Below are 24522 nucleotides of genomic sequence, written 5' to 3' on the forward strand. Positions count from 1 at the left end.
CCCGGCGGCGAAACCATGCGGGCCATCATCCTCGAGGGATTCGGCGGCCTGGACAGGCTCGTCTACGCAGACATTCCGAAGCCGCTACCCAGGCACGGCGAAGTGGTTATCGAAGTCAAGGCGTTCGGCCTCAATCACGCCGAGCTGCACATGCGTCGGGGGGAATGGGCCGAAGCCGCGGAAGTCAGCGGCATCGAATGCGTCGGCGTCGTCGACTCGTGTCCGGGCGGTGAATTCCCGGTGGGCGCCAGGGTGGCGGCGTTGATGGGCGGTCTGGGCCGCACCATCAACGGCAGCTATGCGCAGTACACGCGTGTGCGCGCCTCCAACGTCGCCCTCATCGAATCCGAGCTGTCCTGGTCGGATTTGGCGGCGCTGCCCGAAACCTACGCGGTCGCTTGGACGTGCCTCTTCCGCAACCTCGACCTGACGGCCGGGCAAACCCTGGTACTGCGCGGCGCGACCTCATCACTCGGGCAGGCCGCGCTCAAGCTGGCCGTCGCCGCCGGCGCGCGCGTCATCGCCACCACACGAAGCCATGGCCGGTTCTCCAAGCTGGAAGAGCTCGGCGCCTCCCGCGCCGAATTGGAACGGCGCGACCTGGCGGACCATCTCCCCGAGTCGAAGCGGGTGGACGCCGTCCTGGACCTGGTCGGCAACAGCACCATCTTGGACTCCCTGGACATGCTGCGCCGCGGCGGGACGGCCTGCCTGGCCGGATGGCTGGGCGGACTCGATCCCATCGGGGATTTCAACCCGCTGTTACGCATGGCAAGCGGTGTCAACTGGAACTTCTTCGGCAGCTTCGTCTTTGGGGCTCCTGGCTTTCCGCTGTCGGACGTGCCGCTGCAAGCCATCGCGCGGCAGGTCGCGGAGGGCACGCTGGAGGCCAAACCGTCTCGCGTCTTCTCTTTCGATCAGGTACGTGAGGCACACCGCGTGATGGAAGCGGGAGAGGCCGGAGGGAAGATGGTCGTCGTGATGCAGTGAGCAGTACCGTCGGGTTGACACAAGGGGTCCGCCGAAGGCGCAATCCTGCGGGCTGGGATCTGAGGGGGCGTAGTGGCCGTGCGGGAAACGGGCCCGGAGCGGGTAGCAGCGTTCTCCGACGGCGTGTTCGCGGTGATCATCACGGTCGGCGTCTTCACGATGGCCGGGGTCGCCGCGCTGTGGTGGCCGTTGCTCGGGATGGCGTTGATTTGCCGGTGTTTGATCGGGTACTTACGGCCCGAAGTTCCCACACTGAAGAAAATTGAGGCCTAGCCGTGCATCCGCCGTCCGTCCTGGTGTTCGACGTCAATGAGACGCTGGTCGACATCGATTCACTCGCACCGGTTTTCATCGAATTATTCGGTGACGAGCGGGTGCTTCGCGAGTGGTTCGCCCAGCTGGTCATGTACTCGATGTCCGCGACATTGGCGGACCGTTACATGAAGTTCTCCACACTCGCGCAGGGCGTGCTGCGCATGGTCGGCGACATTCACCACGTTCACGTCTCCGACGATGACCTGCACCGGCTGACGGTGGGCCTGCTCACCATGCCGGCGCACCCGGATGTGACGGAAGGGCTGGCCAGGCTGCGTGACAACGGTTTTCGGCTGGTTACCCTCACCAATTCACCGCCCAACCCGGACGGGCCGACGGCGCTGCAGAGTGCTGGGCTGGCCGATTTCTTCGAACACCAACTGAGCGTCGACGCCTGCCGCGCCTTCAAGCCGGCACCCGCCGTGTACCGATACGTGTGCGAAACGCTCGGGGTGGCACCGGCCGACTGCATGATGGTTGCCGCGCACGTGTGGGACACGCTCGGCGCCCAAAACGTCGGCTTCAGCGCGGCGCTCATCGCGCGCCCAGGCAATCCACCGCTGCCGGTCGAGGGGCTGCCCCAGCCGGACCTGGTGGTGGCTGACATGCATGAGCTCACCCAGGAACTCCTCAAGAAACGGCGCCATAATTGACGGATGGCGACCACCGACGGATTCCACCCGGACTTCGACGAGACAACAACCGAAGCCACCGGCAACCGGGTGCACCACATCAAGGCGTCCGACCTCAGCTCCGACACCGCGCAATCGGAGGGGCTTCGTCGCTTCGCCGCGCTCAGCGGCACGTCCGTCGGCGCCGAAAAGCTCTGGATGGGTGAGACACACGCGATGCCGTCGGCCGTTTCCTCCAACCACCATCACGGCGACTCGGAAACCGCCATCTACGTGCGCAGCGGCCACCCGGAATTCGTCTTTCACGACGGCGCCCAAGAGGTGCGGATCTCGACCTCACCCGGTGACTACGTCTTCATCCCGCCGTATCTGCCGCACCGCGAGGAGAACCCCGACCCGAACGCGCCGGCGGAGGTCGTCATCGCGCGCAGCACGCAGGAGGCGGTCGTGGTGAACCTGCCGGCGCTCTACCCGCTCTGACCCCGATGACCAGCCGGTCGCTCGACCTCGAGTCCGCCGATCTCCGAGTCCGGCGTGGCAGCGTACCCGCGAGCACCCAACTCGCCGAAGCGCTCAAGGCCGCGATCATCAAGCAGCGCCTGCCCCGCGGCGGACGCCTGCCGAGCGAGCGTGAGCTGATCGAGCGCTCCGGCCTGAGCCGGGTGACCGTGCGCGCGGCGGTCGGACTGCTCGAGCGGCAGGGCTGGCTGCTGAGGCGCCAGGGTCTGGGGACCTTCGTGACCAACCCGGTGAGACAGGAATTGGGTTCCGGCGTGCGCACGATCACCGAAGTCTTGGCGAGTTCGGGGATCACCCCGCACGTCGACGTTCTGTCGCATCGCGTCGAGGAACCCCCACAACGGGTCGCCGACACGCTGGGTTTGCCCAAAGTTCTATGCATCCAGCGACGTTTCCGGGACGGAGACGCACCTCTGGCGCTGATGATCGCCTATCTGCCGCCGGGGCTGGGACGGGCCGTTGAGCCACTGCTGGCGAGCGTGTCGGACGCGCAACCCGAGCGGGCGATGGAAAGCACGTACACGGTGTGGGAGCGGCGACTGGGCACCCCCATCGCCCGGGCCACCTATGAGATCCATGCGGCGGGGGCCTCGGTCGAGGTAGCCGCCGCGTTGAACCTGCCGTTGGGCTCGCCCGTGCTCGTGCTCGAACGGATCAGCTATGGCAATGACGACAAGCCGCTCGAAGTCGTGGAGTTTCACTACCGCCCGGAGCGCTACCGGTTCTCGGTGACGCTGCCGCGGACCATGCCCGGGTCCGGCGCCGGGATCGTGCAGCGGCGACCGAACACCCGATCTTGATCGCGGGGCCGACCGGCTCCGGCCGCGCTCAGCAAATTCTCAACAGTTTCTTCGGGGGCTCATGGCTTGCCCCCCAGCATTCGCAAAGCCACTGGGCGCAACATGATTTCATGGCGACCGAGCTCATGTGCGCGAACCTGATCGAACGCTACCTGCGCACCCGGGGGCGGCGATACTTCCGCGGCCACCACGACGGCGACTACTTCTTCGTCACCAACGCGCGCATGTGCACCTCAGGGCGCCTGCACGTCCATCTCGAGATCTCGCCCGCGCATGGGGATGTGCTGATCGTTCGCGTGACTCCCGCCTGCTTCTTTCCCGCCACCGAGCGCCCCTGGCTGGTGCACTTCTCGGACACGTGGAACCGCGACGAGCACGAAGTCACCGCCATCGTGCACGGCTCGTGCGACCCGCAGCGGATCGGCGTGGTGGCGCGCAGGTCGCACTGGATCCGGCGGAATACGTCGTTCGAGGAATTCGCGGCCTTCGTCGACCGCACCATCGCCGACGCGACCGACCTGTTCGACGCCCTGAGCCCGGCCGCCCAGCCGTCGACGGCGCACCCGCTGCTGCGCGACGCCGGCTGACCTGGGCCGAACTCCCCATCGACGGATATGGCATTCTCTTCTCAGAAGAAGGGGATATGCCGCGCGGGGAGGTTTGAGAGCTGAGTCACACCGGCAATCAATAGCCAGCGGCAGGAACACGACGGCGGGGAGCCATGACGAGCAGCGGTGTCGGGGTAGCGGACGACCACGAGACGACCAAGTGGGACCCGGCTTTCACCGAACAGGTCAGTAAGACACTCGGACCGGTCATCAAGCGGTGGTACCGGGCCGAGGTGCGCAGCATCAGCAACATCCCGTCGTCCGGTGGAGCCCTGGTGGTGTCCAACCATTCGGGCGGCATGCTGACACCGGACGTGTTGATCTTCTCCCCGGCGTTCTACGAACAGTTCGGCTACGACCGCCCCGTTTACACGTTGGGCCATTACGGCCTGTTCATCGGGCCCCTGGACGGCTGGCTGCGCCGCCTCGGGGTCATCGAGGCCAGCCGTGAGAATGCCGCGGCGGCCCTGCATTCGGGAGCCGTGGTACTGGTCTTCCCCGGCGGCGACTACGACTCGTACCGGCCCACCTTCAGCGCCAACACCATCGACTTCAACGGCCGCACCGGCTACGTGCGGACCGCCATCGAAGCCGGGGTGCCGATCGTGCCCGCCGTGTCGATCGGCGGCCAGGAGACCCAGCTCTTCTTGACCCGCGGCAACTGGCTGGCACGCAAGCTCGGGCTGACCAAGGCGCGCATGGATATCTTGCCGGTGAGCTTCGGGTTCCCCTTCGGCCTCAGCGTGATCTTCCCGCCGAACCTGCCGCTACCCGCCAAGATCGTGACCGAGGTGCTCGAACCGATCGACGTCGCCGCCCGGTTCGGCGCGGACCCCGACATCGACGAGGTCGACAGGCATGTGCGCGGGGTCATGGAGTCAGCGCTCAAGCGACTGGCCAGTGAGCGCCGGCTGCCCGTCCTCGGCTGACCGACGGCGACCGATGACTTGGGTACCGATGCCATGGGAATACCGCTGCAGCACGACCTGATTCGTCATCTTGTGGCTTCGGCACAGCGAGGTGGCGGGTGAAAAGACTCAATGGCATGGACGCGATGCTGCTCTACAGCGAGACACCCAACCTGCACACGCACACCTTGAAAGTGGCGGTCATCGAGCCCTCCGACCCCGAGTTCGGTTTCGAGGCGTTCCGCGGCCATGTGCGCCGCCGCCTGCACCTGCTGGAGCCGTTGCGCTACAAGCTCGTCGACATTCCCTGGCAGCTCCATCACCCGATGTGGCAGGAGGACTGCGAGGTCGACCTCGACGATCACCTGCGCCGGGTGCGAGTGCCCGCGCCGGGCGGCCGGCGAGAACTCGACGCCGTCATCGGCGAGGTGGCCTCCACTCCGCTGGACCGCAGCCGCCCGCTGTGGGAGTTCCACTTCGCCGAGGGCCTGGCCGGCGGCCGGTTCGCGTTGATCGGCAAGATCCACCACGCGCTGGCCGACGGCGTCGCCTCGGTCAACCTGCTGGCCCGCGCGATGGATCTGAAAGACGCACCGACCGGCGAGCGTGACAACGACGAGGCGGGCGCCACCGCCTCGACCGCTGACCTACTGCGCGCCGCCGCGCGCGATCACGCCCGGCAGATCGCCGAACTGCCGGGATTGGTCAGGGACGCCGCTGTGGGGCTCACGCGGGTTCGCCGCCGGTCCAAACAACGCGGTGACCATCCGGATCTGGCCGATGCCTTCGATGCACCAACGACCTTTTTGAACCACGTCGTGTCGCCCCGGCGGCGGTTCGCCAGCGCGAGGCTGCCGCTGGCCGACGCCAAGGCGGCGGCCGCGGCGCTGGGCATCACCGTCAACGACCTCATACTGGCGACGACCGCCGGCGCCCTGCGCACGCTGCTGTTGGCCTATGACGGCGCGGCCGACCGGCCCCTCATCGCGTCGGTGCCGACGGCCACCGACAGGTCGGACCGCATCACGGGCAACGAGATCAGCGGTCTGATGATCTCGCTGCCGGTACACGTCGCCGCTCCCGCCGAGCGGGCGCGGCTGGTGGCCTTGGCGACGCGAATCGCCAAGGAAGACCACGAAATTCTCGGACCGCAGCTGTACGGCCGGCTGATGGCGTACCTCCCGACGGCCGTTGCCCCGGCCGCGTTCCGGTGGCTGGGGCGGCGCGACGCCCCGAACAAGCTGATGAACGTAGCGGTCTCCAGCGTGGTGGGCCCGCGCGAACGCGGCCACTTCGGCGGCGCGGCGGTCAGCGAGATCTACTCGACCGGCGTGTTGTCGCCGGGCGCCCCGGTCAACATCACCGTGTGGAGCTACGTCGACCAGCTCGGCGTCGCCGTCCTCACCGATGACCGCACGTTCAACGACCCGCACGAAGCGACGGACGCGATCAGCGCATCATTCGCCGAATTACGCTCGGTCGCAGGGACTTCCGTTCAGACCGCAAGCACCGCGTCCAGCACCGAATAGAACAGGCCCAAGCCGTCGTCGGAGGGGCCCGTCAGCGCTTCGATGGCGTGCTCGGGATGCGGCATCAGCCCGACGACGCGGCCGTTGGCAGAGCTGACCCCGGCGATGTCATGCAGCGAGCCGTTGGGGTTGTCGAGGTAGCGGAACACCACCCGGCCCTCCCCTTCCAGTTCGTCGAGCACATCGTCGGGGGCCACGTAGCGGCCCTCGCCGGACTTCAGCGGCACCAGCAGCTCAGCGGCCCACTCGAAACGCGACGTCCAGGCCGTCGAGATCGAGGCCACCCGCAGCCACACGTCGCGGCAGACGAAGTGCAGTCCGACGTTGCGGGTCAGCGCCCCGGGCAGCAGCCCGGCCTCGCAAAGCACCTGAAAGCCGTTGCAAATCCCCAACACTGGCATGCCGCGCTGCGCGGCGGCCACCACCTCGCCCATCACCGGTGCGAACCTGGCGATCGCCCCGGCACGCAGGTAGTCGCCGTACGAGAAGCCGCCGGGCACCACCACGGCGTCGACGCCTTTGAGGTCGGCGTCGGCGTGCCAGAGGCTGACCGCTTCGGCGCCGACATGGCGCGCGGCCCGGGCGGCGTCGACATCATCGAGGGTCCCGGGGAAGGTGATGATGCCGATTCGCGCGGTCACGGGGTCTCCCGGCTGATCGTCCAGTCTTCGATCACGGTGTTGGCCAACAACGTCTCCGCTATGTCGGCGAGCACAGAATCGTCGACCGTGTCGTCGACTTCGAGCTCGAACCTCTTGCCCTGCCTGACATCTGAGATCCCGGGATGACCGAGCCGGGCCAGCGCGCCGACGATCGCCTGACCCTGCGGGTCGAGAATCTCCGCTTTGGGCATCACATGAACGACTACCCGGCCCACCGGCGCTCCTCCTCAGGTTTGTTTCCGCGCCAACTCTACCGGCGAAAGCGCAGCTCGCCGCTACGGGCACGAGGCAATGTAGGCCTCGCACAGCGGGGCGGTCATGGCGTTCAGCACCGGGTCGTCGGCCATTGACGGCCACGGGACCTGCGGCGGCCCCGACGACCAGAGGGTGAGTTCGCTGATCGTGCTGCTGGCCGGGTGGGCGATCAGATAGGTGTGCATGACAACCGGTCCGCTGATCACCGCGGCCATCCGGTTGGTTTCGTCGCTGGTGATCGACGGTGATTGCGCCGGCACCCGCTGCTGGCAGGAGCGCAGCGCGGCGACGGCGTTGCTGAACACCGACGCCGCGATAGCGCCGCCGCTGGCCGTGTCGCCGCGCCAGTGCAGGATCTGAGCCTGCAGCTGCCACTGCCCGTCCGGGTGGGTCACTGTGGCGCGTGCCGCGACCGCCGAGTCACGCGGATCCCGGGATACCGGGGGCGTGGCACACAGCTCCTCGAACCGGAATCGGGGGCCGGGCGTCGCCCCGGTCACCTGCGCCGCGACCCCCGCCAGCGCGGGCCAGCCGTAGACGGGGTCCAGCGGCACGGCGCGCCGCTGGACCCACGCGGAATCGGGAATCTGGTCACACACGGGCGGGCACGCCTGGGGCTCGGCATGGGCGGGCACTACGACAATGAAAGCCACCGCGAGGCCGCCGACCACGATCATGGTCGCCAGGATTACCCGCATCGGCATCACCCCCGTCAGGGCACAATCGTAGTCATGCAACTGACGCATTTCGGTCATTCCTGTCTACTTGCGGAATTCGACCACACTCGCGTGCTCTTCGATCCTGGAACCTTCGCGCACGGTTTCGAGGGCATAACGGGGTTATCGGCCATTCTCATCACCCACCAGCACCCCGACCACGTCGACGGCACCCGCCTGCCGGCGCTGCTCGAGGGCAACCCGGACGCCGCGCTGTACGCCGACCCGCAAACCACCGCCCAGCTGGGCACGCCGTGCCAGGCGGTGCACGTCGGCGACGAGCTACGGATCGGTGAGTTGACAGTGCGGGCCGTCGGCGGTAAGCACGCCGTCATTCACCCGGAAATCCCTGTGATAGAGAATATTTCATTTCTCGTCGGCGACGGCGATCACCGCGCCCGGCTGATGCACCCGGGTGACGCGCTGTTCGTTCCCGATGAGCCGGTGGACGTATTGGCGACACCCGCGGCCGCCCCGTGGATGAAGATCTCCGAAGCCGTCGACTACCTACGCGCGGTGGCGCCGGCGCGCGCGGTGCCCATCCACCAAGGCATCATCGCCCCGGATGCGCGGGGCATCTACTACGGCCGGCTGACCGAGATGACCACCACCGACTTCCAGGTGTTGCCCGAGGAAAACGCGGTCGTCTTCTAGCGCGAGCAGACGCAAAATTGCACGATCTCTGCCCGATCAGTGCGATTTTGCGTCTGCTCGCCCAGTCAAGTTAGGCGATGTCGTCGGCGACGCCGCGGCCGGCGGCGCGTCCCGAGAAGATGCAGCCACCGAGAAACGTGCCTTCCAGGGCGCGGTAACCGTGGACGCCGCCCCCACCGAAACCGGCCACCTCTCCGGCGGCGTACAGCCCATTCAGGGGTGTGCCGTCAGCCGTCAGCACGCGGGCGTCCAGATCGGTCTCTATGCCGCCCAACGTCTTTCGCGTCAGAATGTGCAACTTGACCGCGATCATCGGCCCGGCCTTCGGATCGGTCAGCCGGTGCGGGGCCACCACCCGTCCCAAGCGGTCGCCCAGGTAGCTGCGCGCGGCGCGGATCGCGGTGATCTGGCCGTCCTTGCTGAACTTGTTGGCCACCTCGCGGTCGCGGGCGGTGACCTCGGCCTCGACCGTCGCATAGTCCAGCGGTGCGACGCCGGGCAGCTTGTTCATCGCGGTCACCAACTCCCGCAACGTGGTTGCGCTGACGAAGTCCGCCCCCCGGTCGACGAATGCCTGCACCGGCCCGGGCGGCCCGGAACGCGCCCGGTTACGCAGTAGCTCGAGCAGGCTCTGCCCCGTCAGATCGGGATTCTGCTCCTGCCCCGAAAGGGCGAATTCCTTCTCGATGATCTTGGCGTTCAATACAAACCAAGTGTAGTCATACCCGGACTTGGTGATGTATTCCAGCGTGCCGAGGGTGTCGAATCCGGGGTAAAGCGGTACCGGCAACCGCTTGCCGGCCGCGTCGAGCCACAGCGACGACGGCCCCGGGATGATCCGGATCCCGTGCAGCGGCCAGATCGGGTCGTAGTTGGTGATGCCCTCGGTGTAATGCCACATCCGGTCAGGGTTGATCACCCGCGCACCGGCCCGTTCGGAAATGCCGATCATCCTGCCGTCCACGTGAGCCGGCACCCCGCTGAGCAACTGCTCGGGTATCCGGCCCATCCGCTTCGGCCAGTTCTGGCGTACCAACTCGTGGTTCCCGCCGATGCCGCCGCTGGTGACGATCACCGCGGCCGCACGGAACTCGAATTGCCCCAAGACTTTTCGCGACGACGCCACGCCCCGCGGCGCAGCAGAAGGCTCCAGTACCGTGCCCCGAACGCCGGTCACCGCGCCGCCTTCGACGATCAACTCGTCGACTTGGTGACGGTGCGCGAAGCGCACGGTCGACCGGTCCCGCAGCTGGCGGGCGAACGCCTCGACCAGAGCAGGCCCGGTCCCCCAGGTGATGTGGAAGCGGGGCACCGAATTGCCATGGCCCTGAGCGTCGTAGCCGCCGCGTTCGGCCCAGCCCACCAGCGGAAAAATCTTGACGCCGCGGTCACGTAGCCACCGGCGTTTCTCACCCGCTGCGAAATCGACGTAGGCGTGCGCCCATTGGCGTGGCCAGTAATCCTCGGGGCGGTCGAACGCCGCCGTGCCGAGCCAGTCCTGCAGGGCGAGTTCGTGGCTGTCGCGAATCCCCAGCCGGCGCTGCTCGGGGCTGTCGACGAAGAACAGGCCACCGAACGACCAGAAGGCCTGCCCACCGAGGTTGGCACTGCTCTCCTGGTCGACGATCAACACTCGCAGGCCCCGGTCCATCATCTCGCACGCGGCCACCAGGCCTGCGAGTCCCGCGCCGACGACGATGGCGTCGGCACCAAACGCGCCGGCCGAAGAATCGCTCATGTCGGACCAGGGTAGTGCCCGCGGCGGGCCAGCCGAGGGGACGCTTGCTCAGGCCGCGTCGAGAATCGCTTTGTCGCGCCGCCAGCGGTAGACCGTCGGTTCGCAGCCGTGCATCAACGACAGGTCGACCGCGTCCACCATCGCCTGCAGCGGGCCCGGTTTGCGCAGGTGACGAGCGGCGACGGCAACCCGTACCACGCCGCCGCGGCGGGCGATCCGCTCCGCGGACAGCACCACCATCCGGCACCACCACGGTTCGGTGAGGAAGCCTTCGCCGATGCCGAGCACGCGGGAGCGCACGGTGGCGTGCCGAACCAGGTCCGTGATGCCGTGCAGGTCCGCCAGCATCCGAAAACCGTTGTCCGGTAACGCCTTGACGACTCCCGGGGACACCACCCAGCCGGGCGCGGCGAACAGACGGGTGCGTAAACCGAGATGCTCGAGCACCCGGTCGGCGGCCATCAGCCGCAGGTTGGCCTCGTGGGCCCGAAGAATGGCGAATTCACCGCGGCGCTTCTTGGTCGCCGCATCGTCATAGCCGTGCAGCACGATGGCGTCGCCGCCGGACCGCCGGGTATTCAGCCATTCGACGGTGTCGGGGTCGCGGTCGAGTCGATAGTCACCACTGAGCCGGGGCGCCACCAACAGCGACACCGGCACGTTGCGGGCATCCATTTGCGCGCAGAACGCCTCGACGTCGGGCAGGGTGCGTTCCCCAATCCCCGAGACCGAGACGATCAATTTTCCAGCCACACCCGCAGTTTGACGAGCTCAGGTGTCGGAATGGTGAAGGACACGCAGACGGCAGACGTATATCGAGACCGCGCTTCCGCAGGTGCCGCCCCATCCGCGGCTGGTGGCCAGGGCCAGCGGGGGGCGGTGGGGTCAATCGGTTCGATATGCTAAGCAACGCCATGGATCAGGCCCCGTACGCAGCGGCCGACACCCCGCTACCTTACGTCCCCGCCCCACAACCGGGCGCGGGCGAGCGGGACTACCCGGACAAGCTGGACGCCGGCCTGTTGCGGATTTCCGCCGTCTGCATCCTGGCCACCGTGATGGCGATCGTGGACGTCACCGTCGTCAGCGTCGCGCAGCGCACCTTCATCGACCAATTCGCGTCCTCACAGGCCGTTGTCGCCTGGACGATGGCCGGCTACACGCTGGCGTTGGCGACCGTAATCCCGATCACCGGGTGGGCGGCCGACCGGTTCGGCACCAAGCGGCTTTTCATCGGCTCCGTGCTGGCCTTCACGCTGGGCTCGCTGCTGTGCGCGGTAGCCGCAAATATCCTGCAGCTCATCGTCTTTCGGGTGGCTCAAGGCGTCGGTGGCGGCATGCTGCTGCCCCTGAGTTTCATGATCTTGACCCGCGAAGCGGGGCCACGACGGCTCGGGCGCCTGATGTCGATCCTGAGCATCCCGATGTTGCTCGCCCCGATCGGTGGCCCGATTCTGGGCGGCTGGCTGATCGACACCTCCAGCTGGCGATGGATCTTCCTGATCAACCTGCCGATCGGGCTCCTGACCATCGTGCTCGCGGCGATCATCTTTCCCAGGGACCACGCGGCGCGCTCGGAAACCTTCGACCTCGTCGGTGTGCTGCTGCTCTCACCCGGCCTGGCCATATTCCTGTTCGCGGTCTCATCGATCCCGCATTGCGGCACCGTAGCCGACCGCCACGTGGCGATACCGGCGGCCATCGGCCTGGCGCTGGTCGCCGCGTTCGTCGTGCATGCGTGGCGCCGCGCCGATCACCCCCTCATCGATCTGCGGTTGTTTCGCAACCCGGTGCTCACCCACGCCAACGTGACGATGCTGGTATTCGCCACCGCGTTCTTCGGTGCCGGCCTCCTGCTGCCCAGCTACTTCCAGCAGGTGCTGCACCAAACCCCGATGCAGGCGGGTCTGCGCATGATTCCTCAGGGACTCGGCGCCATGCTGACCATGCGGCTGACCGGGCCGTTGGTGGACCGGCAGGGGCCCGGCAAGATCGTGCTGGTCGGCATCGCGCTGATCACGGCCGGCCTGGGCACCTTCGCCGTCGGCGTCGCCAGGCAGGCCGACTACCTGCCCACTTTGCTCATCGGCCTGGCAATCATGGGCCTCGGCATGGGGTGCACCATGATGCCGCTGTCCGTCGCGTCCGTGCAGGCGCTGGCCCCGCATCAGATCGCCCGGGGCACGACGCTGATGAGCGTCAGTCACCAGGTCGGCGGATCGATGGGCACCGCGCTGATGTCGATGATCCTGACCAATGAGTTCAACCGAAGTGAAAACATCGCCGCCTCGAACAAGCTGGCGGCGTTGCGGCAGCAGGCAGCGGTCAGCGGGGTCCCGGTTGACCAGTCGGCAATACCGCGGCAGGCGCTGAGCACCGGTTTTTGGCCCAACGTGGTGCATGACCTGTCCCATGCCTATTCGGCGGTATTTGTGATCGCGGTGGTTTTGGTGGTGTCGACGATCATTCCGGCGTCGTTTCTGCCGAAAAAGCCGGCGAGCCAAACAGTGGGTGAATAGCCGCATCCGCTCGAGCGGTGTCGAGGCGCGCACAGCGCTGGATCTGCAGCGACATCGTTGACGGTCCGACCACCGGTCACCCGCCTGGCCAGCAAAAAAAGCGCCGGTGGGGCCAAACGTCTGAAAGCCTCCGCGGGCGGGTATGGGAGTCGATATGCTCGGGGACACGATGCAGAAGGCCTATTCCGCCCCTTCCGACGCCGCGGGCGAGCCCGCTTCAACCGCGCGACCGGACACGGACCGACACGAGTCTCCAGACAAACTGGACGCTGCGCTGCTCCGCATCGCCGGCGTGTGCGGGCTGGCCTGCATCATGGCGATCCTGGACAACACCGTCGTACTCGTCGCACAGCCCACCTTCCTCGCGCAATTCGGCTCCACCCAGGCCATCGTCTCCTGGACGATCGCCGGCTACATGCTCGCCTTTGCGACGGTGATCCCGATAACGGGTTGGGCGGCCGACCGCTTCGGCACCAAACGGCTTTTCATGGGTTCGGTCCTGCTGTTCACGCTGGGCTCGCTGCTATGCGCGTTATCACCAAATATCTTGACGCTCATCATCTTTCGGGTGTTGCAGGGTGTCGGTGGGGGCATGCTTTTGCCGCTGAGTTTTGTGATCTTGACTCGCGAGGCCGGGCCGAAGCGCGTCGGCCGGCTCATGGCGATCGGTGGCCTCCCGATTCTGCTCGGCCCCATCGGTGGCCCGATTCTGGGCGGCTGGCTGATCGACACTTACGGCTGGAAATGGATCTTTTTGGTCAACCTGCCGGTCGGCCTCGCGGCGTTCGCGCTCGCAGCAATCATGTTCGCCAAAGATCGCTCGGCCCCCTCGGAGGCATTCGACTTCGTCGGCGTTCTCCTGCTGTCGCCCGGCGTGGCCGCCTTCCTGATCGGCGTGTCGTCCATCCCGGGGCGGGGCACGGTGGCCGACCGCTACGTTTTGGTACCGGCGCTCCTCGGGCTCGCCTTGATCACCGCGTTCGTCTGGCATGCCTGGTACCGCGCGGATCATCCGCTGATCGACCTGAGGCTTTTCCGAAACAGCGTGGTCACCGAGGTCAACGTGACGTTGCTGGTGTTCGCCGTCGCCTTCGTCGGTGCCGGGCTATTGGTCCCCAGCTATTTCCAGGTCGTGCACCACGAAACCCCGATGCAGGCCGGCCTGCACATGGTGCCGGTAGGGGTCGGTGCCCTGGTGACGATGCCGCTCGGCGGGGCCTACGTAGACCGACGGGGGCCGGGCAAGATCGTGGTGGTCGGCTTGGCGCTGATGGCCGCGGGCCTCGGCGTATTCACCTTCGGAGTGGCCAAGCAGACCGCATACCAACCGACCCTGCTGGCCGGGTTGACGATCATGGGCCTGGGCATAGGCTTCACCACGACGCCGCTCAACGCGGTGCTCATGCAGTCGCTGGCGCCGCATCAGATCGCCCGCGGGACGACGCTGATGAGCGTCAACCAACAGATCGGCGGCTCGGTCGGGGCGGCGCTGATGGCGGTGATCCTGACCAATCAGTTCAACCACAACGCATACATCGCCAGCGCAAACACGCTGGCGGCTCTGCAAGGCGACGCCGCCAGGCGCGGGCAGGCGGTCGACCCGTCCGCCATTCCGAGGCAAACGGCCAGCCCGGATTTCGCGAGCAACCTCATGACCAGCCTGTCGCACGCTTACACGGTGGTGTTCGTGCTGGCTGTGGTGCTGGTCGCGTTGACGATCATTCCGGCGTGGTTCTTGCCGAAGAAGGTGCCGAGCCACGTAGCCGGCGAGTGACCTTGCCGTCGCCGTCGAAGCAAGATCGTCGCTTTCAGCCGCCGCCGTCGCGCTGGCCGGAGGCGACAGCTAGCAGCCAGGCGTACTGGAATGCGGTTTCCTGCCACGCCTTGTAGCGACCGCTGACTCCGCCGTGCCCGGCATTCATCTGGGTCTTGAGCAGGACCGGGCTGCCGCTGCCGTTGGCGTGGCGCAACGCCGCCACCCACTTGGCGGGCTCGACGTAGTAGACCCGGGTGTCGTTCAGCGAAGTCATCGCCAGAATGGCCGGATACCGCTTGCTCTCGACATTCTCGTAGGGCGAATAGGACTTCATGTAGAAGTAGACGTCCTTGTCCTGCAACGGGTTTCCCCATTCGTCCCACTCGGTGACCGTCAGCGGCAACGAGGGATCCAGGATGGTCGTCAGTGGGTCGACGAACGGGACTTGCGCGAGGATCCCGGCGAAGAGCTCCGGCGCCAGGTTGGCGATCGCCCCCATCAGCAGGCCGCCCGCGCTGCCGCCCAACGCCACCAGTTGCCGGGGCCGCGTGACTCCCGTGTCGACCAAGTGCCTTGCCACCGCGACGAAGTCGGTGAAGGTGTTCTTCTTCTCCAGTAGCTTGCCGTGCTCGTACCACGGCCGGCCCATCTCACCGCCGCCGCGGACATGGGCGATGGCGAACACCATGCCGCGGTCCAGCAGCGACAACCGGGCGATGGAAAAGCTGGGATCGGTGCATATCTCGTAGGCGCCGTATCCGTAAAGCAAGGCCGGCGCCGGGGATTCGATACCGGCGCGGTGCACGATGGACACCGGGATTCGGGTGCCGTCTTCGGCAAGTGCCCAGTCCCGCCGCTCCACGTAGTCCTCGGTGCGGTAACCACCGAGGACCGGTTGCTCGCGGAGCAACGTGCGTTCACCGGTGGCGAAGTCGATGTCGTACACCCGCGCCGGGACGACCAGCGACCCCGCCCTGATCCGCAGCTTGGGCGCATCCCAGCTCGGGTTGCCGGCGGCACCGGCGCACATCAACTCGGAGTCGAAGGCGATCTCCTCGGGCCGACCGTACTGCCCCTCGGGTTCGATGCCCCACACCTGGAGCCGGGGCAACGCCTCCCGCCGGTAGCTGACGACCAGATGGCCGGCGAAAGCATCCACCCCGTCGAGCCGCACGTCGTCGCGGTGCGGGATCAGCGTTCGCTGCCGGGTCGGGTCACTGACCGGCGCCTCGGCCAGCGTGAAGTTCACCGCGTCGTGGTTGTGCAGGATCAGAAACGTGTCCTGCCCGCCGACCACCGCATGTTCGACTGCGTACTCGACGCCGTCGCGCCGCGGCAGCACCACGGTGAACTGTGCATGCGGGTCGGCGGCATCGGCGTACCGGTACTCGGAGGTGATCGACGAGCCCGATGCGATGAAGATGTAGGCCTCGCTGCGGGTGAGCCCCACGCCAAGCCAGAACCGTTCGTCGGCCTCGTGGTACACCAGCTCCGACGGCTCGCCGGAGCCCACGCGGTAGCGCCAGACCTTGTCGGGGCGGTGGGCCGCATCCAGAGTCAGGTAATAAACGGTGCGGTTGTCGGCCGCCCAGGTCGCCCCCGCCCCGATGTCGGGGATCTCGTCGCGGTACAGCTCGCCGGTGCGCAGGTCCTTGAACCGCAGCGTATAGCGTTCGTCGCCGACGACGTCGACCGAATACGCCAGCAGGTTCCCGTCCAGGCTGACGGTGGCGGCGCCGAGCGCGAAGAACTCGTGGCCCTGCGCCTCGGCGTTCGAGTCGAGCAGGATCTGCTCGCCGGGAATCTCGGTGTCCTCATCGAGGATCGGCGGATCCCAGTCGTCGGGATCGCTTATCGGGCAACGACACTGGACCCGGTACTGCTTTCCTTCGAAGGTTCGGGCGTAATACCACCAGTCGCGCTGCCGCGTCGGCACCGACAGGTCGGTCTCCTTGGTACGCGCCTTGATCTCGTCGAAGATCTTCTGCCGCAACGGTTCGAGATCGGCCGTCATCTGGTCGACGTAGTCGTTTTCCGCCTCCAGGTAGGCGATGACTTCGGGGTTGGACTTGTCCCGCAGCCATTCGTAGGGGTCGATGAAGACGTCTCCGTGATGCTCGCGTCTGGTGTCCTGCCGCTTGGCGGCCGGTGGTACGGGGGGAACGTCCCGCTCGCTGGTCGCTGCGTCGGCGCGCGTTTCCGTCATGCGCCGATCCAGTCAGCGAAACTCAGCCCGGAAATACGTTCGTAGGCATCGATATAGCGGCCCCGGGTGGCATTGATGATGTGGTCGGGCAGCGGTGGCGGCGGCTGTGAGCCGTGGCGGTCCCAGCCGGACTCGGGACTCGTGAGCCAGTTACGGACGAACTGTTTGTCGAAACTCGTCTGCACCACCCCCACCCGGTAATCCTCGGCCGGCCAGTACCGCGAGGAGTCGGGCGTGAAGATCTCGTCGGCGAGCAGCAGGTTGCCGTCGCGATCGGTGCCGAATTCGAACTTGGTGTCTGCGATGATGATTCCCTTCGTCAGGGCGTGGTCGGCGGCCTGAACGTAGGTCTGCAGCGTGCGGTCGCGCAGTTGGTTGGCGCGCACCCCGCCCACCAACTCGATCACCCTGTCGAACGAGATGTTCTCGTCGTGGTCCCCCAGCGCGGCTTTCGTGGCCGGGGTGAACAGAGGTTCGGAGAACTTGCTGGCTTCCACCAGGCCCGGCGGCAGGTCGATGCCGCACACCTTTCCGGTCGCCTGGTAGTCGAGCAATCCCGACCCGGTGAGGTAACCCCGCGCGACACACTCCACCGGAAGCATGTCCAGCCGCCGCACCACCAGCCCACGGCCCAGCACCTCGTCAGGGATGCGTGGGTCGTCCGGCGGACCGGCCAGATGGTTGGGTGCGTCGACCAGACCGAAGAAGAAGACGCTCATCGCGGTCAGGATGCGGCCTTTGTCCGGGATGGTGCTGTCGAGAATGTAGTCGTACGCCGAGATCCGGTCGGTCGCGACCAGCAGCAGATGTTCGTCGTCGACGCGATAGATCTCGCGCACCTTGCCGCTGGCCAGGTGCTGGTAATCGGACAGTGCAGGGCGCATCGGGTCAGCCTATCGGGCGCCTCGGGCGGGCACATGCGTCGGGAGCTGTGCTGGGATCGGGACTATGACACCGCGGTTTCTGCCCTATTCCACCCGCCCCGGTCGACTGATGGCCCAGCTGCTCAGCGACGTCGCCGTCATCATGTGGACGGCGTTGTGGCTGCTCGTCGGGCTGGCGGTGTACGACGCCGTGTCGACGATCGCCGAGGCCGGCCGACAGGTCGAGAGTGGGGCGCACGGCATCGCCGGGAACCTGGCGTCGGCGGGCCACGGCGCCCAGCAGATCCCGGTCGTCGGGGACGCGGTCAGCAAGCCGTTGAACTCCGCGAGCCAGGCAGCGCTGGACCTCGCCGGCGCGGGCCACGACCTGGACTCCACCGCAAGCTGGCTGGCGATCCTGCTCGCGATGGCCGTCGTCGCGGTCCCGATCCTCATGGCGGATGTGCCGTGGCTCTTGCTGCGGCTGCGGTTCTTTCGACGCAAGTTGACGGTGAGCGCCCTGGCAGCGTCCCCGGCCGGGGAGCAGCTGCTGGCCCTGCGGGCGTTGACCAACCGGCCGCCGGGGCAGCTCGCCGCGGTCAGCGCGGACCCGGTCGGCGGGTGGCGCCGCGAAGACCCACTCACCATCCGCGCCCTGGCGGCGCTCGAATTACGGGCGGCCGGCATCTCGATTCGCGGAATGTAGCTGCGCGCGGCCGAAGACCAGCAGACCGGCCACGACGACGACCAGCCAGGCCGCCAACGCATCCCAGAAGAACACCAGCGAAACCGTCAGCAACGACCGGTGGCCGAGCTCGGCCGCCATGGCATAACTGGCCGCGGAATACATGCCGAGCGGAAAGACGAAAGCCCACCACACGCCGGCGAACCGCAGCATGTTGGGACGGCGGCTGATGCGGCGCAGGCCGAGGTAGATCAGCGGCGGTATCCACAGGGTCGCCGCCAACCACGTCACGACGGTGCCAGTGCGCACCGGCCCGGCCAGCCACGCCGGAGCCAGCGCATGAATGCTGTCCCCGGCCAGCGTCGCAATCGCCATGCCGCCCATCAGGATCCAGCTGTCCGGCTCCAACCCCTCCCGGTACCGCCGCTCGCTGACGACCCGCCAGAGGATCAGCCAGGTCGTCAGCGCGTAGATGAGGAGGGCCGAAACCCACACCGCCACGGCCGGGGCCAGCCACCAGCGATGGCCGGTGTGATACGCCGCCCGGGCGATCACGATCGCCAGCCCGGAGGTCCCCACGCTGCCCAGTTCCCACGCCCCGTGGGCGTGAGAACGCAGCGTGGCCCACCGGCGCGACACCACGTTCCGCGAACTCAGCCCGATCAGCACCAGCCACGAGCACAGCGCAACCGCGCCGAGCGCCCGCAACGCCCACACGTTGGACTGCAGCCGGGTGTCGATCACCGCGCAGGCGGCGACGAAGGTGAACAACCGAAGGGTGACATCGGGATCCGTCAGATCCCAGCGCGACCTGCGACGGCCGCCCAGGGTCGTCGCGACCACCAGAACCACCAGGAAGACCAGGCCGGCGGTCGCGACGACGCCCAGCGTGTCACTGATGCGGCCGTAGCCGTGGTCGCGGGCGGCGATCGACAGGATCCCGGTTGCCATCACAGCGGCGAAGACGTCCGGTGCCGGCTCGACATCGGCGCGCCCGACCCTCACGGGTCCTCGAAGAGTTCCACCACCAGGTGCCGGATGCCGGTATGCCGGTTACTGCGAGCCCATTCGACCGGCCGCACCACCCGCACGGCCCCGAACCGCGAAAACAGCTCCTCGTAGAGCACCCGCAGTTCCAGCCGGGCCAGGTTGGCGCCCAGGCAATAGTGCACGCCTTGGCCAAATCCCAGGTGCGGGTTCGGCTTTCGGGTGATGTCGAATTCACCGGCGCGCTCGAATACGGCGGCGTCGCGATTCGCCGAGCCCTCCCAGATCTGAACCTTCTGCCCCGCCTCGACGCACTGACCGCCGAGCGTCACCTCGCGGGTGGCGGTGCGGCGCTTGGACGGTGACGGCGACGTCCACCGCACGATCTCCTCGACGGCGGTCGGCAGCGCGTCGAGATCCGCACGCAGCGCCCGCAGTTGATCTGGACGCTGGGCCAGCGCCAGCAGACCACCGGCAACCGCGTTGCGCGTCGTCTCGGCGCCGGCGCTGAAGAGCAGGCTGAAGAACAGGTACAGCTCGAGATCCGACAGCGACGGCGCATCCGCATCGTCGACCATCGCGTTCGCGACAACCGACAGCATGTCCTCGGTCGGCTCCGCCCGCTTCGATGCGATCAACTGCCGGCCGTAGTCGTACATCCGCGACCCGGCCTCTTCGACCGACAACTGAGAAAGCGCTGCCTTGCGCGAACCGCCGAAGTCGAACTGCGGCTCGATGGCTTCGAACAGCCAATGCCGTTCGGACTCGGGCACTCCCAGCAGGATGCAGATCATCTGCATCGGCAGCTCCGCGGCGATGTCGACCAGAAAGTCGAACGGTTCACCGGGCACCACGGCATCCAACAGCCGGCGAGCCCGCACCCGCAGGTCGTCTTCGACCAGCCGGATCATTCGCGGCGTCAGCCCCGAGCTGACGAGTCGCCGGATCTGTGAGTGGCGCGGGTCGTCCATCATGTTGAGCACCTGGCCGGCAATGGCCAGGTCCTGCAACAGCGTGCCGCCGTACGGCCGCCCGCCGCCGGTGACCGACGAGAAGGTCGCCGGATCCTTCAGCACCTCAAGCGTTTCCGCATAGGTGGCGACCGACCAAAAGCCTTCGCCGTCGGGCGTGTTCTCCGTTGGCTCGTGCCAGTAGACGGGGGCCTCGCGCCGGTGGATGGCGAACAGCTCATGCGGGAAACCGTTGGCGAAATTGTCGAGATCGGTGAAGTCGATCCCCGCGAGCGCGCCGGCGAGAGTCACAGGATCGCGCCCGGCGCGTACTTGGCGGCGTCCGGATAGCGGCTCACCAATGCGTCCACCAACGCGGCCACCTCGTCCACCTGGTCACCGGCGGCACCGATGAACGCCTCCTTGTCGGCGAGCGCCGCATCCAACGCCGCCCGGTCCAGTGGCAGCCGCTCGTCGGCGGCCAACCGCTCCAGCAGGTCGGGCTCGGCGCCGCGCTCGCGCATGGCCAGGGCCGCGGCGACCGCGTGTTCGCGGATCACATGGTGCGCGGCCTCGCGCCCCATGCCGGCGCGGACCGCGGCGATGAGCACCTTGGTGGTGGCCAGGAACGGCAGGTAGCGATCCAGTTCGCGGGCGATCACCGCGGGGTAGGCGCCGAACTCGTCGAGGACGGTCAGGAACGTCTCGATCTGACCGTCGATGGCAAAGAAGCTGTCCGGCAACGCAACCCGGCGCACCACAGAACAGAACACATCACCCTCGTTCCACTGCGCGCCCGCCAGCTCGGCGGCCATCGAGGCGTAACCGCGCAGCACCACCTGCAACCCGTTCACCCGTTCGCAGCTGCGGGTGTTCATCTTGTGCGGCATCGCCGAGGAGCCGACCTGGCCCGGGGCGAATCCCTCGGTGACGAGCTCGTGCCCGGCCATCAGCCGAATGGTGTGGGCCATCGACGACGGGCCGGCACCGAGCTGCACCAGAGCGGAGAGCACGTCGTGGTCGAGCGAACGCGGATACACCTGTCCGACGCTGGTCAAAACGGTTGCGAAGCCGAGGAATTCGGCCACGCGAGACTCGAGTTCGGCCAGCTTGGCCGGGTTGCCGTCCAGCAGGTCCAGCATGTCTTGGGCGGTGCCCATCGGGCCCTTGATGCCGCGCAGGGGGTAGCGGTCGATCAGCTCGCGCAGCCGGGTCAGCGCGATCAGCGTCTCTTGCGCGGCGGACGCGAACCGCTTGCCCAACGTGGTGGCCTGCGCGGCGACGTTGTGGCTGCGCCCGGCCATCACCAGGTCGCGGTAGGCCACCGCACGCTCGGCGAGCCGCGCCGCCACCGCGATCCCATGGGAGAAGACCACTTCCAGGGATCGCCGGATCTGCAGCTGCTCCACGTTTTCGGTCAGGTCGCGGCTGGTCATGCCCTTGTGCACGTGCTCGTGACCGGCCAGCGCGTTGAACTCTTCGATGCGGGCCTTGACGTCGTGGCGCAGCGCCCGCTCCCGCTCCGCGATCGAGGACAAATCGACGTCCTCGAGTACCCGCTCGTAGTCGGCGATGGCGCCCTGCGGAACGTCCACCCCGAGTTCCGCCTGCGCCCGCAGCACCGCGACCCACAGCCGGCGCTCCGCGACGACCTTGGCCTCCGGCGACCAGATCGCGACCATCTCCGCGCTGGCGTACCGGGCGGCCAGGACATTCGGAATGCTCACAGACATAGAGCTTACGATCCGCCGCCCTACCCTAGGCAGGATGTACTTCGCCGGCGTCGATCTGGCCTGGGCCGGGCGCAACCCCACCGGGGTCGCGGTCGTCGACTCGCGGGGACTCCTCGTGCACGTCGGCGCGGCCGGCGACGACGCCGAGGTGCTCGCCGCGTTGTCCCCCTATGTGCTGCGGGGGGATTGCCTGGTCGCCTTCGACGCGCCGCTGGTGGTGACCAACCCGACGGGCCAGCGTCCCGCCGAGGCGGCGCTCAACCGCGACTTTCGCAGGTTCGAGGCGGCGCACACCCGGCCAACACGGCGAAACCGGAGTTCGCCGACGGGCCGCGTGCGGCGCGCCTGGCACACGCGATGGGGCTCGACCTGGACCCGCGGTCATCGGCCCCGCGCCGTGCCATCGAGGTCTACCCCCATCCGGCGACCGTGGTGTTCTTCCGGCTGGCGCGAACGCTCAAGTACAAGGCCAAGCCCGGCCGGGGAATCGACCAGCTCAAAGCGGAGCTGCTCGTGTTGATGGACGGCATCGAAAAGCTCGCGCACGCTGCGGTGCCCTTGCACGTGGCGGGCCACGAAGATTGGGTTCGGCTCCGCCACCGCGTGACCACCGCCCAGCGCAAATCCGAGCTGCGCCGCGCCGAGGATCCGGTCGATGCCGTCGTCTGTGCCTACGTGGCGTTGTTCGCGCAACGCTGCCCGGCGGACGTGACCATCTACGGCGACTTCGCCACCGGATGCATCGTGACGCCGTCGTTGCCGGCCGACCGCACCGGCCGCTGATCGATGGGCGCGAGCACCTCGATCAGATCGATCACCGTGCCCAACGCCACCGCGCGCGGATCGCGGCCCTCCACCAATGCCGACACCACGCAACCGTCAATCGCACAGATCAGCGTGCACACCAACTCGATGTGCACCGTGCGGCCCGATCGCTCGATGGCCTCGGCCACCGCCTCGGCGCGCTGGCGCAGGCTGCGACGCATGGTCTCGCGCAACGCGGGCAGCCGGGTGCATGCGATGTGTCGCTCGTAGCGTGAGATCAACTGGTCGCTGAGGCCCGGGCTGGACACGTCTCCGACGAGCAGGTCGACCAACACCTCGGCGATGGTTTCGGGTCCGCGACGACGCCGGGACAGGGCAGACACCCGTGACCGCAGCTGCGCCACCTCGATCATCGCGATGTGTTCGACGGCGCGCGCGATCAAATCGTCAAGGGACGAGAAGTAATACGTGGTCGACGCCAGCGGCAGGCCGGCCCGCCGAGCGACCGCGCGGTGACCCACCGCCTCGAATCCGCCTTCGGCGAGCAACTCGGCCGCGGCGCTCACCAGCGCATACCGCCGACGCTCTCCCTTGGGAGTGACTGCTGACGTCACGAGTAGCCATCGTGCCAGTCAAAGTGGTACTGCATTGCCATTTCCGCCAAACGGCCAGCCAGACCACCGTGGCATGATGGCCGGCATGCCCGACTTGAGCCGCCGCGCCCTGCTGGGCCTCGGTGCCGGCGCCGCCGCCGGCGCAGTGGGCACGTATGGGCTGGACATCCTGTTCAAGCCCCGGCCATCTCAAGCACTGCCGCTGTCACCGGCCGGCACCGAGGCGCCGCTCGCGCCGCCGCCGAGCGCGCCTCGCGAGCCCGCTCCGCCGGGACAACCCGCGCCCACCATGGTGACCGGTTCCTTCGTCTCGGCGGCGCGCGGCGGGATCAACACCAACTGGGCCATCGCACGCCCGCCCGGCCAGACCAAGGCGCTGCGGCCGGTGATCGCGCTGCACGGCAAGGGCAGTGACGCCGCCACGGTGATGGCCGGCGGCGTGGAACAGGGTCTGGCGCAGGCCGTCAGCGCGGGGCTGCCGCCGTTTGCGGTGGTCGCCGTCGACGGCGGCGGCAGCTATTGGCACAAGCGGGCTTCCGGCGAGGACAGCGGGGCCATGGTGCTCGACGAGCTCATTCCGATGCTCGGCGGCCAGAACCTGGACACCTCGCGGGTGGCGTTTCTGGGTTGGTCGATGGGCGGGTACGGCGCGTTGCTGCTCGGCGGCCGGCTGGGTCCGGCACGCACCGCGGCGATCTGCGCGGTCAGTCCCGCACTGTGGCTCTCCCCCGGCGCGGCGGCGCCGGGCGCGTTCGACGGGCCCGACGACTTCGCCGCGAACTCGGTGTTCGGCATGCCCGCGCTGGCGTCGATCCCGATCCGGGTGGACTGTGGCGACAGCGACCCGTTCTACGCCGCGACCAAGCAGTTCATCGCGCAACTGCCCCATCCGCCCGCGGGCGGGTTCTCGCCCGGAGGACACAACGGAGAGTTCTGGAGCTCGCAGCTGCCGGCCGAGCTGACCTGGATGGCGCCGCTACTGACGGCCTAGGAGCGTGTTGCGTCGAGCCCGCGTCACACGAGTCACTCCAACACCATGACCCTGGCACCGTGCGGCGCTCGGATTTGATAGCGCGGGCGATATCAGATCCGGCGGCAACACAATGCCTTTCGCCGGG

At 67.6% G+C, this 24522-nt stretch carries 24 protein-coding genes and 1 pseudogene; 14 read left to right on the top strand and 11 right to left on the bottom strand.

Features of this window, described 5'->3' with window-relative positions; genetic code table 11:
- Positions 1–15: 15 nt before the first annotated feature.
- The 8 genes from AWC03_RS23105 (at position 16) to AWC03_RS23135 (ending at position 6301) form a co-directional block, all read left to right on the top strand.
- Positions 16–990 carry a zinc-binding dehydrogenase gene (locus AWC03_RS23105; RefSeq protein WP_420845692.1) on the top strand — a complete coding sequence of 325 codons (975 nt, stop codon included), beginning with the start codon at positions 16–18 and terminating at the stop codon, positions 988–990.
- Positions 991–1062: 72 nt separating this feature from the next.
- Positions 1063–1263 (top strand): hypothetical protein, encoded by a 201-nt coding sequence (locus AWC03_RS27150; protein ID WP_142278490.1) that lies wholly within the window; start codon positions 1063–1065, stop codon positions 1261–1263.
- Positions 1264–1265: 2 nt separating this feature from the next.
- Positions 1266–1958, top strand: coding sequence for a haloacid dehalogenase type II (locus tag AWC03_RS23110; RefSeq protein ID WP_085243010.1), 693 nt, complete (start codon positions 1266–1268; stop codon positions 1956–1958).
- A 3-nt stretch (positions 1959–1961) separates the two neighbouring features.
- A complete protein-coding gene (locus AWC03_RS23115; RefSeq protein ID WP_085243011.1) occupies positions 1962–2417 on the top strand; it encodes a cupin domain-containing protein in 456 nt (151 codons plus the stop codon).
- Between the two features lie 5 nt (positions 2418–2422).
- On the top strand, positions 2423–3256 hold the full coding sequence (locus tag AWC03_RS23120; protein WP_085243012.1) for an Rv0792c family HTH-type transcriptional regulator: 834 nt from the start codon (positions 2423–2425) through the stop codon (positions 3254–3256).
- A 110-nt stretch (positions 3257–3366) separates the two neighbouring features.
- On the top strand, positions 3367–3843 hold the full coding sequence (locus AWC03_RS23125) for a hypothetical protein (RefSeq protein ID WP_085243013.1): 477 nt from the start codon (positions 3367–3369) through the stop codon (positions 3841–3843).
- Positions 3844–3977: 134 nt separating this feature from the next.
- Positions 3978–4793, top strand: coding sequence for a lysophospholipid acyltransferase family protein (locus tag AWC03_RS23130; RefSeq protein WP_085243014.1), 816 nt, complete (start codon positions 3978–3980; stop codon positions 4791–4793).
- A 98-nt stretch (positions 4794–4891) separates the two neighbouring features.
- The gene (locus tag AWC03_RS23135) at positions 4892–6301 is read left to right on the top strand and encodes a WS/DGAT/MGAT family O-acyltransferase (RefSeq protein ID WP_208859297.1); all 1410 of its coding nucleotides are present in this window, start codon (positions 4892–4894) and stop codon (positions 6299–6301) included.
- Here AWC03_RS23135 and purQ read toward each other — a convergent pair.
- From purQ to AWC03_RS23150, 3 genes are read right to left on the bottom strand one after another with little or no spacing between them, the layout of a single operon-like run.
- Positions 6268–6942 (bottom strand): phosphoribosylformylglycinamidine synthase subunit PurQ, encoded by a 675-nt coding sequence (gene purQ / locus AWC03_RS23140; protein ID WP_085243016.1) that lies wholly within the window; start codon positions 6940–6942, stop codon positions 6268–6270. The two genes, AWC03_RS23135 and purQ, sit on opposite strands and share 34 nt — an antisense overlap.
- A complete protein-coding gene (purS, locus tag AWC03_RS23145) occupies positions 6939–7178 on the bottom strand; it encodes a phosphoribosylformylglycinamidine synthase subunit PurS (RefSeq protein ID WP_085243017.1) in 240 nt (79 codons plus the stop codon). The genes purQ and purS overlap by 4 nt, the downstream gene beginning before the upstream one ends.
- Positions 7179–7238: 60 nt before the next feature.
- Positions 7239–7973 (bottom strand): ATPase, encoded by a 735-nt coding sequence (locus tag AWC03_RS23150; protein ID WP_090418511.1) that lies wholly within the window; start codon positions 7971–7973, stop codon positions 7239–7241.
- On the opposite strand from AWC03_RS23150, the gene AWC03_RS23155 reads away from it, so the two are divergent.
- On the top strand, positions 7950–8588 hold the full coding sequence (locus AWC03_RS23155; protein ID WP_085243019.1) for an MBL fold metallo-hydrolase: 639 nt from the start codon (positions 7950–7952) through the stop codon (positions 8586–8588). The two genes, AWC03_RS23150 and AWC03_RS23155, sit on opposite strands and share 24 nt — an antisense overlap.
- 70 nt (positions 8589–8658) lie before the next feature.
- Here the strand turns inward: AWC03_RS23155 and AWC03_RS23160 are convergent, their stop codons facing one another.
- Both AWC03_RS23160 and AWC03_RS23165 read right to left on the bottom strand, forming a co-directional pair.
- On the bottom strand, positions 8659–10326 hold the full coding sequence (locus AWC03_RS23160; RefSeq protein ID WP_085243020.1) for an FAD-binding dehydrogenase: 1668 nt from the start codon (positions 10324–10326) through the stop codon (positions 8659–8661).
- 48 nt (positions 10327–10374) lie between these two features.
- Positions 10375–11079 carry a DUF2334 domain-containing protein gene (locus AWC03_RS23165; RefSeq protein ID WP_085243021.1) on the bottom strand — a complete coding sequence of 235 codons (705 nt, stop codon included), beginning with the start codon at positions 11077–11079 and terminating at the stop codon, positions 10375–10377.
- 146 nt (positions 11080–11225) lie between these two features.
- Here AWC03_RS23165 and AWC03_RS23170 point away from each other — a divergent pair, with 146 nt between their 5' ends.
- Together AWC03_RS23170 and AWC03_RS23175 are read left to right on the top strand one after the other, a co-directional pair.
- A complete protein-coding gene (locus tag AWC03_RS23170; RefSeq protein ID WP_244275074.1) occupies positions 11226–12845 on the top strand; it encodes a DHA2 family efflux MFS transporter permease subunit in 1620 nt (539 codons plus the stop codon).
- Between the two features lie 154 nt (positions 12846–12999).
- A complete protein-coding gene (locus tag AWC03_RS23175; RefSeq protein ID WP_085243023.1) occupies positions 13000–14619 on the top strand; it encodes a DHA2 family efflux MFS transporter permease subunit in 1620 nt (539 codons plus the stop codon).
- 34 nt (positions 14620–14653) lie between these two features.
- Here the strand turns inward: AWC03_RS23175 and AWC03_RS23180 are convergent, their stop codons facing one another.
- Positions 14654–16807, bottom strand: coding sequence for a S9 family peptidase (locus AWC03_RS23180; RefSeq protein ID WP_085243024.1), 2154 nt, complete (start codon positions 16805–16807; stop codon positions 14654–14656).
- Positions 16804–17691 carry a phosphoribosylaminoimidazolesuccinocarboxamide synthase gene (locus AWC03_RS23185; protein ID WP_085243025.1) on the bottom strand — a complete coding sequence of 296 codons (888 nt, stop codon included), beginning with the start codon at positions 17689–17691 and terminating at the stop codon, positions 16804–16806. Before AWC03_RS23185 ends, AWC03_RS23180 begins: the two co-directional genes overlap by 4 nt.
- Before the next feature lie 64 nt (positions 17692–17755).
- Here AWC03_RS23185 and AWC03_RS23190 point away from each other — a divergent pair, with 64 nt between their 5' ends.
- On the top strand, positions 17756–18376 hold the full coding sequence (locus AWC03_RS23190; RefSeq protein ID WP_085243026.1) for a hypothetical protein: 621 nt from the start codon (positions 17756–17758) through the stop codon (positions 18374–18376).
- On the opposite strand, the gene AWC03_RS23195 is transcribed toward AWC03_RS23190, so the two are convergent.
- Genes AWC03_RS23195 through purB form a run of 3 tightly spaced genes read right to left on the bottom strand, consistent with a single transcriptional unit; the run spans position 18341 to position 22019 of the window.
- Positions 18341–19360 (bottom strand): tellurite resistance/C4-dicarboxylate transporter family protein, encoded by a 1020-nt coding sequence (locus AWC03_RS23195; protein ID WP_085243027.1) that lies wholly within the window; start codon positions 19358–19360, stop codon positions 18341–18343. The two genes, AWC03_RS23190 and AWC03_RS23195, sit on opposite strands and share 36 nt — an antisense overlap.
- Positions 19357–20604 carry a cytochrome P450 gene (locus AWC03_RS23200; protein WP_085243028.1) on the bottom strand — a complete coding sequence of 416 codons (1248 nt, stop codon included), beginning with the start codon at positions 20602–20604 and terminating at the stop codon, positions 19357–19359. Before AWC03_RS23200 ends, AWC03_RS23195 begins: the two co-directional genes overlap by 4 nt.
- A complete protein-coding gene (gene purB, locus AWC03_RS23205) occupies positions 20601–22019 on the bottom strand; it encodes an adenylosuccinate lyase (RefSeq protein ID WP_085243029.1) in 1419 nt (472 codons plus the stop codon). Before purB ends, AWC03_RS23200 begins: the two co-directional genes overlap by 4 nt.
- A gap of 40 nt (positions 22020–22059) precedes the next feature.
- On the opposite strand from purB, the pseudogene AWC03_RS23210 reads away from it, so the two are divergent.
- Positions 22060–22808: pseudogene (locus AWC03_RS23210) on the top strand (DUF429 domain-containing protein).
- On the opposite strand, the gene AWC03_RS23215 reads toward AWC03_RS23210, so the two are convergent.
- The gene (locus AWC03_RS23215) at positions 22742–23404 is read right to left on the bottom strand and encodes a TetR/AcrR family transcriptional regulator (protein ID WP_085243030.1); all 663 of its coding nucleotides are present in this window, start codon (positions 23402–23404) and stop codon (positions 22742–22744) included. The pseudogene AWC03_RS23210 and the gene AWC03_RS23215 sit on opposite strands and share 67 nt — an antisense overlap.
- Positions 23405–23477: 73 nt before the next feature.
- On the opposite strand from AWC03_RS23215, the gene AWC03_RS23220 reads away from it, so the two are divergent.
- Positions 23478–24395, top strand: coding sequence for an alpha/beta hydrolase-fold protein (locus tag AWC03_RS23220; RefSeq protein ID WP_085243031.1), 918 nt, complete (start codon positions 23478–23480; stop codon positions 24393–24395).
- The last annotated feature ends 127 nt before the right edge of the window (positions 24396–24522 follow it).

It is taken from the genome of Mycobacterium europaeum (genome assembly GCF_002102155.1).
Classification (GTDB): domain Bacteria; phylum Actinomycetota; class Actinomycetes; order Mycobacteriales; family Mycobacteriaceae; genus Mycobacterium; species Mycobacterium europaeum.

Coding starts and splice junctions, on each gene's coding strand:
- AWC03_RS23105 (WP_420845692.1), top strand. CDS start 16: ATGCGGGCCATCATCCTCGAGGGATTCGGCGGCCTGGACAGGCTCGTC.
- AWC03_RS23115 (WP_085243011.1), top strand. CDS start 1,962: ATGGCGACCACCGACGGATTCCACCCGGACTTCGACGAGACAACAACC.
- AWC03_RS23120 (WP_085243012.1), top strand. CDS start 2,423: ATGACCAGCCGGTCGCTCGACCTCGAGTCCGCCGATCTCCGAGTCCGG.
- AWC03_RS23125 (WP_085243013.1), top strand. CDS start 3,367: ATGGCGACCGAGCTCATGTGCGCGAACCTGATCGAACGCTACCTGCGC.
- AWC03_RS23130 (WP_085243014.1), top strand. CDS start 3,978: ATGACGAGCAGCGGTGTCGGGGTAGCGGACGACCACGAGACGACCAAG.
- AWC03_RS23155 (WP_085243019.1), top strand. CDS start 7,950: ATGCAACTGACGCATTTCGGTCATTCCTGTCTACTTGCGGAATTCGAC.
- AWC03_RS23150 (WP_090418511.1), bottom strand. CDS start 7,973: ATGACCGAAATGCGTCAGTTGCATGACTACGATTGTGCCCTGACGGGG.
- AWC03_RS23160 (WP_085243020.1), bottom strand. CDS start 10,326: ATGAGCGATTCTTCGGCCGGCGCGTTTGGTGCCGACGCCATCGTCGTC.
- AWC03_RS23170 (WP_244275074.1), top strand. CDS start 11,226: ATGCTAAGCAACGCCATGGATCAGGCCCCGTACGCAGCGGCCGACACC.
- AWC03_RS23175 (WP_085243023.1), top strand. CDS start 13,000: ATGCTCGGGGACACGATGCAGAAGGCCTATTCCGCCCCTTCCGACGCC.
- AWC03_RS23180 (WP_085243024.1), bottom strand. CDS start 16,807: ATGACGGAAACGCGCGCCGACGCAGCGACCAGCGAGCGGGACGTTCCC.
- AWC03_RS23185 (WP_085243025.1), bottom strand. CDS start 17,691: ATGCGCCCTGCACTGTCCGATTACCAGCACCTGGCCAGCGGCAAGGTG.
- AWC03_RS23190 (WP_085243026.1), top strand. CDS start 17,756: ATGACACCGCGGTTTCTGCCCTATTCCACCCGCCCCGGTCGACTGATG.
- AWC03_RS23220 (WP_085243031.1), top strand. CDS start 23,478: ATGATGGCCGGCATGCCCGACTTGAGCCGCCGCGCCCTGCTGGGCCTC.